Source organism: Mesorhizobium sp. M8A.F.Ca.ET.208.01.1.1 (assembly GCF_004791315.1).
Taxonomy (GTDB): domain Bacteria; phylum Pseudomonadota; class Alphaproteobacteria; order Rhizobiales; family Rhizobiaceae; genus Mesorhizobium.
On record NZ_SRUT01000005.1, the window covers coordinates 320,691 to 333,984 of the forward strand.

The window sequence follows — 13,294 nt, forward strand, 5'->3', positions numbered from 1 at the left end:
GGCGCCCATGCTATCCGCCGAGCCGGAAATACTTGGCAGTGGCTGAAAATTGCGATCCGTCGGTCTCGATCTCTTCGAGAATCTTGGGCAGCAGCACCGAGGCCGGCGTCGGCGTCGCGAAGGCTGCCGCCTGAATATCCTGCGGACCCGTGATCACCATTATGATCTGCGGCACGGCCTTCCCGGCGGCCTTGTCGGCGGCGCCGAGGCCAATCGGGATGCTGAAGGTGGCCTTGTCGGATTGTGCGACGATGCGGTCGTCGAGATTGAACATCATGCCCTTGTGATCGATCAGCAGGACACTGGAGATGAGCCCGCCGTGCGTCACCAGCGTGCCGCTGATCGGCGTACCATCAGGCACCGATGTCCGGTCGAGAACAAGCTGCGGCTTGTCGGCCGTGGTCTGCCCGAGAAAGCGCAGAAAGTTGGTGACTTCGCATTGGCTCGGCTCGATGAGGCGGACGCTGATGTCCGGCTCTACGTGGAATTTTGCCTGGAAATCGCCAAGCATCCGTTCGAATGGCTGGACCGCCGTGCCAAAGCCTTCGATCGCGGCGGCCTTGTCGGTCGACGACGTCATGGTGGCATAGAAACAGTCGCCGCCGCCGAAGTCGCGAACCCAGGAGACACGTTGCGCGCTATCGTCGACGACCGGGGGGATCGCCGGTTTGGGTACGTTCAACGCGACGACTGGTAGGTCCGGCTGTTTGGCCGGCGGTGGCGAGGCGTTTTGGCCCTCGGCGTTCGCGGTATCCGTCTGGCTTACGCTTGGTTTGGGTGCTGGCACGGTCACCTTGGGTGCTTCCGGCTGGCTGATCTGTGGTTCGGGCTTTGGGGTCTCCACAACCTTTGGCTTGGCCGATGGCGGCGTTGCCACCTTCTCGGCTGGCGGGGCTGGAACTGCCGGTGCGGCTGGAGCTGTCGTCTCAGGCGCTGGAACTGCCGTCTGACTGTTGCTGACCATCGTATTCTGCTGGGGTGTCGGCGATGCCTTTGCGGACGGTTGCTGCGCATCCGTTGCCAATGGCGTTGGGGGTTCCATGGCTTGCGGGAGAGCAATAGGCTTCGCCGGCTCTGCCGTCTGCACGGCCTTGGCATCTGCCTGGTTTCCAGCCGGCGGTGCGCTCGCCTCTGTTTGCGGTTGGACTGCCATTGCCGGCGGCTTCGGGGCTTTAGCCTGCGAGGGGATTTCGGCGGGCTTGGCCGGCAGCGGCTGTTGGGTTGCCACGGCATCTGGCTGTTTTTCAGTAGGCTGGACGCTGGCTCCCGGCTCCGCGGCCGGACCTGTCATTGCCGGCTCGGGGGCGCTCGCGACCTTGTCCGTCGGCGCCGGCTTCGATGGTTCGGGCGAAAGCGATGTCTTGCCGGCAGTCGGCGTCACAGGTGTCATGAAGCCGCTCAGGTAAAGGCCGGCGACCGAGACGACAGCCAGCGTCGCAAGAGCAGCGATCGCGATGGTTCGGGTCTTCGCGGGTTTCCCGGGGACATTGCTCGCGGCCGTGCGCGGCGGGCTGGCGGCCGGCGAAGGCAACGGTTTGGACAGATGCGCTGGCCGGACATGCGGAACGAAGCCCTGCTCGCCCGGGCCCGTTGCCGCCGGCACGTTGTGCCCCGCGACATTGGATGGCTGGGGCTTGGGATCAGGAGCAAGGGTTTGCTCGGCTGGTGGCAAAGCCGGCCGGTCGCGGGGTGTCCTGGATGGGGGCGGTGTTGTCGCTTCGTCTTCGCCGCGCGTCATCCTGGCGATGTCAGCCATGCTGACCGGCCGGTCTTGCGGATCCGGTTGCAGCATGGCTTCGACAATGTCACGAAAATCGTCGTCGATGTCAGAGAGATCAGGCACGGTTCGGCGCTTTTCGATGATCTCGTACTGCGATCCGCTCATGTCGATCGGCTTGCCGCGCAGGGCGGCGGCCAGCACCAGCCCAAGGCTGTAGATGTCGGACTGCTCGCTGACGTCGCCGCTGTACAGCCCGAGCTGTTCGGGTGAAACGTAGTTGTATTTTCCCGCGAACTTTCCGCCGATCAGCGTTTCCCCGCCCACCGTCGCTGATCGCGCGATGCCGAAATCGATGATCTTTGCGCGGTCGACCCGGCCCCCCGGCAGGATGATGTTGTCGGGCGACAGGTCGCGATGGATTGCTCCGGCTTGATGCACGGCGGCTAGGCCGGATGCGAGGCGATGGCAGAGCTTGCGCACCTCTTCCGTCGGCATCGGCCCCCTTCGCATTATGTCGAACAGCGACTCGCCGTCGACGAATTCCATGGCGAGGTAGGGCCGGCCGATTCCGGGATCGATGGTGAAGACGTGGTATCGCACGACCGCGTCATGCGACAAATGGTTGAGGATCGAGGCCTCCTTGCGGAACAAGGACAGGATCGTCTGGTCACGGGCAAACTCGGGCAGCACTATCTTGATCGCGACGTGGTCGCCGGTCTGGATGTTGTGGCCGCGATAGACCTCGCCCATGCCGCCAAATGCGATCCGCTCGTCAAGTTCGTAGATGCCGCTGAGCTGCGTGCCGACCGCGGTGTTGGCCACCTGCGGCGATATTCGCGTCTTGTCATCGGCGCTCATCGGCCTCAGCCCTCCGCTCTGGACAGATCAGGGTGGAGCGATTGTCCATTGCGCCCGGTTCCGATCTTCACCAGTACAATGGTCACATTGTCCGTTCCGCCCCGCGTCAGCACCGTTTGCAAGAGATTTTCGCAGGCCGCCTGAGGCGTTGCCGACACCACCGCGGCCTCGATCTCCGCATCTGTGACATGTGCCGTCAGCCCATCGGTGGCCAGCACGAAAATGTCCCCCGGCATCAGTTCGCCCTGCTGGAAATCGATGACGAAGTCGTCGCTGACGCCGACCGCATGCGTGATGACATTGCGGCGCGGCCAGGTCAGCGCCTCGGCCGCGCTGATCATGCCTCGATCCAATAGTTCCTGCACTTCGGTGTGGTCTTTCGAAATCTGCGAGATCGCGGCGTTGCGGATCAGATAGACCCGGCTGTCGCCAGCCCACAGGCAGGCAAACCGTCCGTCCATCGCCAACAGGGCGGCGACCGTGGAGCCGATGGTGATGCCGCGCGATTCCGATATGCCGCGGATCTCGGCATTGGCCCGGCTCAGTCTGTCCTCGAAGCGCGCCCGCAGGTCCGGAGCGGAGCTTGCGATGCCGATCGTGGCCAGGTGGTCGACAATGCTGGCCGAGGCGACTTCTCCGGCCTCATGCCCGCCCATTCCGTCGGCCACCACCCAAAGCCCGGTTCGTGGCTCGAGCAGGTAGTTGTCCTCATTGTGCTCGCGGACACAGCCTTTGTGGCTCACGCCGAAACTGTCAAAGGGAAGGGCGACATCGCTCACCTTGCCACCAAACGCTTCTCACGCGTCCTCTGCGGCCCAATCCCGGGCGCTCGCTCACGGCAGTCTGCCACAGGCTCGACCATTAAAGTATCGAAATTAAGGTCCGGGCGCCTGAGCCTCCCGAAGGGTGCTACCGCATTGAAAAGTTCGAAGCCCATCTCAAAACGCCTTCGGACAGCTGAATCCGGAAAGTGCCGGAAGCAGGAACGGGTTGGGGCCGGAGCCGGTCTGGATCGTATAGCTGACGTCGCGCCCGCCGATCACGAAGCGCGCTTGGACATTATTGTCGGTGCCGGTGATGGACGCCTTGTCCATGAGCCGCTTCAGCGCCCACGGCCCTTCGAACTTGATGGTGGATTCGCGGCCTGGCATCTCCGGCGTCAGCCTCAGGCTGGCGGAACCGGAAGCCGCGCCGCTGGGCCAGGTCACGATGCTCGGCGCGTTGCCCACCTGGTTGCTCTGGACGGTCTGGCCATCGACATCGAGCACCGCGGCATCAGCATCGCCATGCAGTGAGAACGGCGTGAAGGTGATGCTGATCGAGGGCGTCGAACCGCCTTGGGGAAAGAAGGCGCTGCGGATTTCGGCCGCCTGCTGGAAGATTTTCAGCGTCGGTTTCGACAGGTCGCGCCCGAAGCGCACATCCTGTTTCCAGCTCCAGTCCTGGCCACTCATGTCGATCAGCGATGCGAGATTCTGCGCGAAGAACCGGTCCAGAAGCCCGCCCGGTGCGAACAGTTTCGCGAAATCCGCCATCGCCACATCCTCGGTGCCATCGCCGGCGAAAGGATAACGGCCGTTGACAGCCGCCTCGCAAGGAGCCGTGACCGCCCGGTCGAGCAGCTGGTTCAAATTCGCCACCGAAGTCTCGGCGACGTTGCCTTCGAATTCGTCCGCCGTCGCATTGACCATTCTGGCGAGTGGCTTGGGCAGGCGCGAGGAATTGGCACGAAGGGTGGCTATCTGCAGCTGCAGATTGGCGTTGACGCGATCCGTCTGCGACGGCACGTCGGTCGCCAGTTGCAGGCTCTTGTAGATGTCGCGGAAGTTCTGGGTCAAGGCATCGATCGGTCGGCGCCCGGCAGGACCGCTCACCAAGGCCTGGAACGATTGGAACTGCGCTTCAATGTTGCCCCCGGGGCTCTGGTTTTGCGCCGCCGCAGATCCCGTGCCGGCACGGCTTTGCGATTTTCCGGTAGCTATTTGTATGCCGATCCGAGCCAGACCCCTGGCCATCGACGGGCCTTGAACCGTGCCGGCTTCAACCCCGGTGGCTGGCTCCTTGCCAGAAGCAGCGCCCCGCGTAAGGGCAGTTTCGGCGGCGATCGCTGTAAACAGCTGTTCGATCGGCGAGGTTGGCGATGCGACGGCGGAAAGCGCGATATAGTGCGGCTTGTCCTTCAGCATCGCTTTGAATTTCAACCCATCGAGAACGCTGTTCCACGCGGTTGCGAACTCCTTGCCATAGCGATCGAGGAGCTGGGGGCCGAGCTTCAGCAACTCCTGATCGATGCCGCCCTGTTCGCCGCCGCCGCCAAGCACCCACTGGTCGTCGACGAGCATCTGCGCAATGCGCGAGAGCTGTCCGAGATAAAAACGGTTGAAGCCGGCATAGGTATAGAGGCCGGGAACACGAAGGCCTGACAGGTCGCCGCCATCGACACGCTCGAATACCAGCGGCGTTTCCGGTCCGCCCTTCGCTGAAACGGAGAAATCGTCCAGCGCCGCCGCGTATACGGCAGACCTGATCAGCGCGGAGGCACGGTCGGCAAGGCTCATCCGCCCAAGCGAGCGTTGAGCCGCCTCGACGAGTGGTTGGTTGAGTTGGAAAACCGGATCATAGGCGTCGTCCAGCGCAAGCATGGCGCGCAAGTGCTTTTCAAGTTGCTCGCGTCCTGCGCGGTTGTTTTCGCCTGGATACCGGTTCTGCTCCCAATCCTGCTTCATCCAGGAGACGATCAACGCGTCGTCGACCTTCGGCGCCTTGCCGCCCAGCATCAGATAGATTTTCAACGGCTCGTAGAGCGCGGCGGGATCGGCCATCTTGGCCTGGATCGTCCGCTCCGCCTGGATCAGCAGACGCGATCGGAACATTCGTTCCAGCGCTTGCCGGTAAGCCGTCCTGGATGCCGAAAGCAGTCTTTCCCGTTGGCTGAGGCCGAACGTTTCCTCGATCGGTGTCGGCACGTCGCCGGTTTCGAACCCGGCCGGCAGATCGCGCAACTGGTCGAGTGGGCCAATGACGTTTTCGAGGTCGACATCGTTGACCTCGGTGCTCTTGAGCAGCGCGTCCGCCGTTGTGCGATACTGGCCCATGGCCTGCTTGGTGGAGGCGATCAGCGACCCGTTGGCGATGAAGCTTAGGGCCAGGATGCCGAGGGCCACCGCGGCGATCAACGCGATAGCGCCAAGCCCGGCAAATCTGGCGATCGCCGCCCGCCTTGCCGCCGATTTGTCGTACGAGACCCATCCGGATTCGGCAAAAATGACGCCTGTCAGCAGATCATGCAAAAAGAAGCTCTTGCCGCTTCCGGAAAGATGGGCGCTGGAATTGTTGCCGAAGTTGCGGCCGATCGCGCCCAGCACCTGATCGATGGGCGTTCCCTCCTGCGTGCCTGACGAAAAATAGAGTCCCCGCAGGCTGGCATTCACCTGGCTGCGGCCCGGATCGAGCAGGCCGGCGATAAAACTCGCAATTCGGCCCTTCAGCGCACCGAACTGTGCCGGAAAGCCAAAGACGGATATGCGCGCGACCGGGTCAGCCTCTTCTTGAAGTCGGTCGGGCATCTCCTCGACCAGGCGTCTCGCCAGCGCATCGAATTCGGCCGGGGCCTCCGCGGCCATGTTCTTCGTGCGATCGCTGGTCTGGAATGTCGCGCCCCAGACCTTGCGCCGGCGCGTCTCGTCGAAACCGCCGAAATAGTCCATGAACCCGACAACAAGATCGGCCTTGGTGAAAACCAGATACACCGGAAACTGGATTTTCAGCGTCTCGTGGATTTCGCGCAGACGGCTGCGTATCTCGACGACGTGAGCGTCAAGCTGCCGGTCGTCGAGGCCGATGAGATCGGCAAGGCTGATCGCCAGGATGACGCCGTTTATCGGTTGCCGTGTGCGGCATTTCTTGAGCAGCGACAGGAAGGCGAGCCAGCTCTTGCTGTCGCTCTGGGCATTGGACTCCTGCGTCGTGTAGCGTCCGGCGGTGTCGATCAGCACGGCCTGGTCGGTGAACCACCAGTCGCAGGCGCGCGTGCCGCCAACGCCGGCGACCGGCTGGGCATCACCCGAAACGGCCAGCGGGAAATTCAGGCCGGAATTGACCAATGCCGTTGTCTTGCCTGCGCCGGGCGGGCCGATGATGATGTACCAGGGGACCTCATAGAGGAAATTGCGCTTGCCGCTCGACCGTTTAAGCGCGGCGATCGCCTCGTTCATGCGCGCCTCGAGTACTTGCGAGTCGTCATCCCTGCCGTCGTTGCGGGCAACGGCGATCTCCAGCGCCTTTTGCGCCTTGCGCATCCGCCAGAAACGCAATCCATAGAAGAGCGCCACGGCCGCCACGATCACACCGATGATTGCCGCGCGCAACCAGACAGGTCCGAGGGGGCGGCTATCGGCGAAGCGGATCAAAGGTCCCGCAAACCACACCGCCGCCGCAAATCCGGCCAGCGCGATCATGCTGAATATCCACAGCAGCCAACGCTTCATCGGCGCTTCCAAACGGCCGTGCTCACAATGTTTCCTCCTTGGCGATCATCACATCGACACGGCGGTTAGCGGCGCGGCCTTCCGGCGTTGCATTGTCGGCGATCGGCTCGTCCTCGCCCTTGCCGTCGACGGTCAGTCGCGAGGGATCGCTGAACTTCGGCGCCATCATCGTTTCGACAGCCTTCGCCCGAGCCACGGAAAGGTCGAAGTTGGACTTGAACGGGCTCGATTTTCGCGGCTTCACATTGTCGGTGTGGCCGACGATCCTGATCGGTCCGCGCTCGGGTTCCAGGGCGGCAGCGATATCAGCGGCTATGGGCTGGAACTCTGGTTTCGCATCGGCCTTGCCGGACTGGAACAGCAGGAGATTGTTGATTTCCACCACGATGAAGTCGCCCTTGGTGTCCACGGTCAGCCCGCCGGCTCCGACTTCCTTGGCCAGCGCCGAGCGGATGCGATCGATCTGCGTGGTTGTGGCAGGAGGCGGGGTGACTTTCGCCGGCTCGGCTAACGGCGCCACGCTGGCCCGTTCGATGGCGATCGGCGTCGATGGGTTGAGCGCCAGCAATTCATCCGCGGCGGCGTCGCCTTCATTGGTGATGAAGACCCGCAACGCGAAGAATGCGGCAGTCAGCAGCGCTGATGCCGCTGCCGCAACGACCCAGAGCGGCAGGCGCGTCGACGACTGCGTCACCGTCGCCGACAGGCCCCGCCAATGGGGCGAGATGTCTTCGTCCGCGCGGGGCTTGAAATAGCGAAGCGTTTCGAAGACGTCGCGCCGAACACGTTCGAGGTTGGTGTCCTCGCGTGTCAGACCGCGATACTGGCCCTCAAACCCCAGCGACAGGCAGACATGCATCAGTTCGAGCAGATCGTAATGTGCCTCCGGGCTGGCTAGGACTTTGTTCAGCGCTTCGAAGAAGCCCGTGCCGTTGGGCTCGACGTGGAAGAACTGCGTCAGCATACTGTGCTGCACCCAGGCGTCTTTTCGTGGCCAAGGCAGGTTGCCGATGAGGTCGTCGGCTGTTTCGCACAGGACAAATTTCGCGATCCGCGCATCCTCTTCCGCGACCCCGGATTTCTCCATCGTTCGGTCGAACTTGTCTATCGCTTCGGCGACATGCTCCGCCAATGGCTCCGCTTGTCTCTCGACCGGGACAAGCCTGAGCTGGCCCAACAGCATCAGCAACGGTGCGGCCGCGGCAAGGATCGGGTTTGCCGCGGAATATCTGACACTTTCGGTGATATTGAGTAGGGTCTCCTGCCGCAGGGCCGGCGCCGGCGCCGCCGCAAGAGGAGTTCCCTGATACATCACGGTCCCGGATGTCCAGCCCGGCGGTGTCTGCCGGCCGACGCCGGGATCGAACACTGTCGAGTCCCTGATCTGCGAGGGTTGGCCGCCATCCGCGACAGGCTCCTGGGGGACCGGCGCCGGCTTTCGCTCGCGTCGTGGCGTGGCGCGAATGACGGTCTTGCGGGCCGGGCCGAAAGGATCGTCTTTCGAGCTCATGGCCAATCGTCCGTCCGCGCCTGACGCCCGCGCTCTTGCCGGCCAGGCGCAAAGCTTCTCGCGGTCAGGCAAAGCAAAGGCAGGCCCTGCAGGGCAGGGCTCTGTCTTAAGGAAAGTTGGCTATATTTTGCTATCCCGCCGTAAGATGACATTGTCGCAGACACCCAGGTCGACCAGCCTTACCCGTTTGGCGAATTGTCGTAAGCGATCGTAATCTCGGAAACTCTCGATTGGAACCGGATGCCACGCACCGAAGAGTTGTCTTCGTTGGCTGCAGCGCCACGGCTCCCCTGAAACGCCTATTTCTGCTTGTCGGCTTTTGCATAGGCTTCGCTGAAATAGGCCAGGAATATGTCCAGCATGCCGTTCTCGTGTGCTTCCTCCATGGTTCGCCAGGTCGTGACAAAAGCGTCCCATGCCTGGCTCTTCTTCGACGAGAACGATGTCGGCGGAAGCTTTCGTCCGATCGCTTCCGGAGACAGGTCGTCAAGCAGCCGCGACAGCGCGGCCTGCATGGCGGCATAGGTGGCGAATTCGTGGGTCTTGAGATCGCGGAATGCATCTTCGATGCTGCGCCTGGCATCGAGATAGCCGGTCCGGCGCCGTGCGAACATGATTTCGAGGATGTCGTCGGTTCCCGGAACGAACTTCAGGGGGTTGTTGTCGGCGGCACTGATCATCGTTCGCTGTGTGCTCTTGGCCAGCATCTTCGCCGCCGCGCGTGCCTTCAGCAGCAATGTCAGTTCCTCGACCACCGTTCGCAGCACCGCACCGATTTCCGCGGCAACTTCATGCGGGTCGCGCGATTGCAGCAATTCCGGCGAAATGCCGGCTCCGATGGCGATTTCCCTCAGCACTTCATCCCTGGTCGAGGGCAGGGGCGGTTGCGACGGGAACGTCGACGCCGCAACGCGCTGCCCGGACTGTTGCTCCGAGGGATCGAAAAACGGCCCATCTCCGAATTCCAGCGAGCGGCCTGCAGCGACCGGCATTTCGCGCTGCGTCGAACCGTGGCTGGGGTGACCGGTCGCAGCGCGCTCCTCATCGATCGACACAAAGACGACATAGCGGCCGATGAGCATCCGGTCGCCATTGGCCAGCCGATGCGGGCTGGTCATGCGCTGGTTTGATCCGTTGATGTAGGTTCCGTTGCGCGAGACGTCGTGCAGCCAGAACGCGCCTCCCTCGTAGCGGACCTCGCAATGCCGGCCGGAGATGAACTTGTCGGGGTCCGACAAGGTCCAGTCGCAAGCATCGCGTCCGATGTCGAAGCTGCGATCCCGCGCCGCGTAGCCGGCCGAGATGCCCGCAGGCAAGGCGTCGACATTGTTGATTTGCAGACTGATGTACATCCAGGATCGCCGCCGAACACTGACCGATACTCCACATTCTAGCAGTTTGCACATACAACAGGACAGCAGCGTTTCGAGGCGATGCATCGACAGGTTAAGGTTTTCCGCCGTGCGTCCTCTTTGGTCGGCAGGACAACATGTGGTAGGCTCAACACGGCCTGGTGCGGCGGGCTCTCAAAAGTTCCTGGGCAGATGACGGGAGCTTCAAATCCACCGCGCCGGCGGCCGCGTCCAGGAGGGGCTCGACCCATGCCGAACGAACGTGCCACGGTTGTGCAGACGCCGGTCGGCGCCGAACTGACCTTCACGCATCTTGTCGGCCGCGACGAGATTAGCCGTTGCTTTGCCTATACGGTTGGCTTCGTCAGTCCCAGCTCCGAGATCGATCCGCTGAAGATGCTGGGAGGCATGGTTTCGGTCGAAGGGGAATCCGATCCGGAACGCTGGTTCAGCGGCCTGGTGTCCGAGTTTCGCCTGACTCGCATCGAGGACCGGCTGGCCTACTATGAAGCGGTCGTCAGGCCGTGGCTCTGGTTCCTCGGCAACGTCACCGATTGCCGGATCTTTCAGAACATGACCGCTGTCGAGATCGTTGAAAAGATCTTCTCGAAATACGGCACGGCGAAATTCGAGAAGCGGCTGCAAGGGTCGTACCCCTCGCGCGAATACTGCGTGCAGTACGACGAGAGCGATCTGGATTTCGTGCAGCGCCTGCTCGAACACGAAGGCATCTTCTATTTCTTCGAGCATGACGAGGGCAAGCACACGCTCGTACTGTGCGATGCGATGAGCAAGCTGAAGCCGGCGCCGGGCTACGAGAAGATACCTTATAACTTTGAGGGACAGGGCTCGCGGCGCGACGTCGAATACATCACCGAATGGATTCCGGGCAGTTCGGTGCGGCCGGGGGCTTATGCCCATACCGACTATGATTTCCAGAAGCCTGGCGCCGATCTGATGGCGAAGTCCGCCCAGCCGTTCAGCCACAAGGAAGCCTCCGGCGAGAACTATCGCCAGCCTGGGGCGCATCTCGATGTCGGGCGCGGCGACACCCTGGCCGGCATCCGGCGCGAGGAACTCCAGGCCGTGCACCAGCGCATCACCGCGGTCGGAACCGTGCGCGGCCTCCATTCCGGCTGTACGTTCAAGCTGGAAAGCTTTCCGCGCGATGACCAGAACCAGGAGTATCTGGTTGTCAGCGCCGAATACAGGTTGTTCGATCCGGGCTACAGGACCCAGAACGAAGCCCACAGTGAGAATTACAAGATCGTGCTGGGTGTCGCGCCGACTGCCTTGCCGTATCGCGCGCCGCGGATCACGGCGCGGCCGATCATGCGCGGACCGCAGACGGCGACGGTGGTCGGCCCTTCAGGCGAGGAGATATTCACCGACAAATATGCCCGGGTGAAGGTGCAGTTCCACTGGGACCGCCTGGGCAAGAAGAACGAAAACAGTTCCTGCTTCGTGCGTGTCTCGCAGACCTGGGCCGGCAGCGGCTGGGGCTTCATCCAGATACCGCGCATCGGCCAGGAGGTGATCGTCGACTTCCTCGAAGGCGACCCTGACCTGCCGATCATCACCGGCAGGGTCTACAATGCCTCGCAGATGCCGCCCTACGGCTTGCCGGGCAATGCAACGCAGTCGGGGTGGAAATCCAACTCCTCGAAAGGCGGCGGTGGTTACAACGAGCTGATGTTCGAGGACAAGGCCGGCTCCGAACTGGTCAATTTCCAGGCGCAGAAAGACCACAACCTTCTGATCAAGCATGACCGCACCAAGCTGGTCCAGCACGACCAGTCGGACCGCATCGACCACGACGCCAAGCATTCTGTCGGCCACAACCTCGACGAGGATGTCGGCAACAACAAGACGGTCAAGGTCGGCGTCGACCAGACCACGAATATCGGCTCGAACGACACCGAGACGGTGGGCAAGAACCGCTCGCTGACAGTGGGTGCAAACGAGACGATAGGCATCGGTTCGAACTCTTCGGAGACGATCGGCTCTAACCACTCGCAGACGGTGGGGATTGTCCAGACGGTCACTGTTGGCGCTGCTCGCATCGACACGGTCGGGGCGTCTGAGACACGAAGCGTTGGCGGGCCGCAAGAGAATACAATCGGTTCGACACGGTCGGTCACGGTCGGCGCGGCGCAGAGCCATACGATCGGGGCCAGCGACAGCTGGAACATATCCGCCAGCCAGAGCATCGAGATCGGCGCGGACCAGGGCATAAAAATTGGCGGCGCCCAGATGGCCGAGATCACCAAAACCCGCAAGACAGAGATAGGCGTCGACGACAGCACACAGGTAGCGGGCGCACATGAGCTGAAGGTTGGAAAAAAGAGCCTGGTCCAGATCGCCGACGACTCGGCCTTCAACGTAGGCAAGAATTATACGCTCGAGGCGAAGGACTCGATCACGCTGAAGTGCGGAAGTGCGGAGATCATCATGAAGAAGGATGGGACGATCAACATCAAAGGCAAGGATATTTCCATTGATGCTTCCGGAAAGATCAGCGGCAAGGCATCCGGCGATATCCAATTCAAGGGCAGCAAGATCCACCAGAATTAGAGGGACGAAGCATGGCTGAAGTTCGTGATCGCATCGATGGTGTCGTAATCGGCATTTTCCTGGGATTTGACGACACATCGCCGCTGGTCGTCTTTCCTGGAAACCCTGTCGAGACAGCGATCGCCGCGCGAAGCCTGATCAAACTCGATGCCAGCATGATCGGCGCTGAAGTTGCGCTGCTCTTTCGGGAGGGTGATCCCTTGCAGCCGCTGATCGTGGGTAAACTCGTGGAGCCTTCGCGTCGGGCTCACGCGCAGCAGATCGTGCGTGACGGTGAATTGGTCCACATTGTCGGCAATGAGCGCATCGAACTGCGTTGCGGCAAGTCCGTAATCATCATGGAGAAGGATGGCCACATCACCATCCGGGGAACCTATGTCACCAGCCACGCCAGTGCGGCCAATCGAATCCGCGGCGGCTCCGTGAACCTGAACTGATGCCGGTGCCAATCCTCTACGAAATCGTGCGCCAGCATGTGGAACAGGCAGCCTTCCTGTGGACGGTATACCATTACCATTTGCTGCATCCTGATGAAAACCCGGACATGGATGATGAGCGCCTTGCGAGGTTGATAGAGCGCCTTGAAGCTTTTCTCGATGGAGCCAGGGTCGCGGGTGAGGCCGGCCGAAAGATTGCGCAACAGCGCTTCGAAGAGTTCCCGGAAGCGGGAGAACTGTTCGTGGTTCAGATGCTCTCCGCCCAAAAGCCGATCCGCATCATCGACCTTGATCTTGCCAAGGTGCAGCGCTTTATAGAAGTCAATTTGGGAAAGGCCTGAGGTGACCCTCGACAG

8 protein-coding genes are annotated in these 13,294 nt (G+C 62.0%); 3 read left to right on the forward strand and 5 right to left on the reverse strand.

Going from position 1 to position 13,294, the window contains the following annotated elements; all coding sequences use genetic code 11:
* Nucleotides 1–10: 10 nt before the first annotated feature.
* From EN851_RS23535 to tagH, 5 genes are all read right to left on the reverse strand, one after another.
* On the reverse strand, nt 11–2,578 hold the full coding sequence (locus tag EN851_RS23535) for a serine/threonine-protein kinase (protein WP_135907057.1): 2,568 nt from the start codon (nt 2,576–2,578) through the stop codon (nt 11–13).
* 5 nt (nt 2,579–2,583) lie between these two features.
* Nucleotides 2,584–3,357 (reverse strand): PP2C family serine/threonine-protein phosphatase, encoded by a 774-nt coding sequence (locus tag EN851_RS23540; protein WP_135880699.1) that lies wholly within the window; start codon nt 3,355–3,357, stop codon nt 2,584–2,586.
* A 159-nt stretch (nt 3,358–3,516) separates the two neighbouring features.
* On the reverse strand, nt 3,517–7,065 hold the full coding sequence (gene tssM / locus EN851_RS23545) for a type VI secretion system membrane subunit TssM (protein ID WP_135907058.1): 3,549 nt from the start codon (nt 7,063–7,065) through the stop codon (nt 3,517–3,519).
* 22 nt (nt 7,066–7,087) lie between these two features.
* Complete coding sequence (tssL, locus tag EN851_RS23550) at nt 7,088–8,575, reverse strand: type VI secretion system protein TssL, long form (protein ID WP_135907059.1); 1,488 nt, start codon at nt 8,573–8,575, stop codon at nt 7,088–7,090.
* Between the two features lie 299 nt (nt 8,576–8,874).
* On the reverse strand, nt 8,875–9,927 hold the full coding sequence (gene tagH, locus EN851_RS23555; protein WP_135907060.1) for a type VI secretion system-associated FHA domain protein TagH: 1,053 nt from the start codon (nt 9,925–9,927) through the stop codon (nt 8,875–8,877).
* A 249-nt stretch (nt 9,928–10,176) separates the two neighbouring features.
* Between tagH and tssI the strand changes: the two genes are divergently transcribed.
* The 3 genes from tssI to EN851_RS23570 are packed head-to-tail and all read left to right on the forward strand — an operon-like array spanning nt 10,177 to nt 13,279.
* Complete coding sequence (tssI, locus tag EN851_RS23560) at nt 10,177–12,501, forward strand: type VI secretion system tip protein TssI/VgrG (protein WP_135907061.1); 2,325 nt, start codon at nt 10,177–10,179, stop codon at nt 12,499–12,501.
* An 11-nt stretch (nt 12,502–12,512) separates the two neighbouring features.
* On the forward strand, nt 12,513–12,938 hold the full coding sequence (locus EN851_RS23565; protein WP_135907062.1) for a DUF6484 domain-containing protein: 426 nt from the start codon (nt 12,513–12,515) through the stop codon (nt 12,936–12,938).
* The gene (locus EN851_RS23570) at nt 12,938–13,279 is read left to right on the forward strand and encodes a hypothetical protein (RefSeq protein WP_135880693.1); all 342 of its coding nucleotides are present in this window, start codon (nt 12,938–12,940) and stop codon (nt 13,277–13,279) included. The genes EN851_RS23565 and EN851_RS23570 overlap by 1 nt, the downstream gene beginning before the upstream one ends.
* Nucleotides 13,280–13,294: the final 15 nt, after the last annotated feature.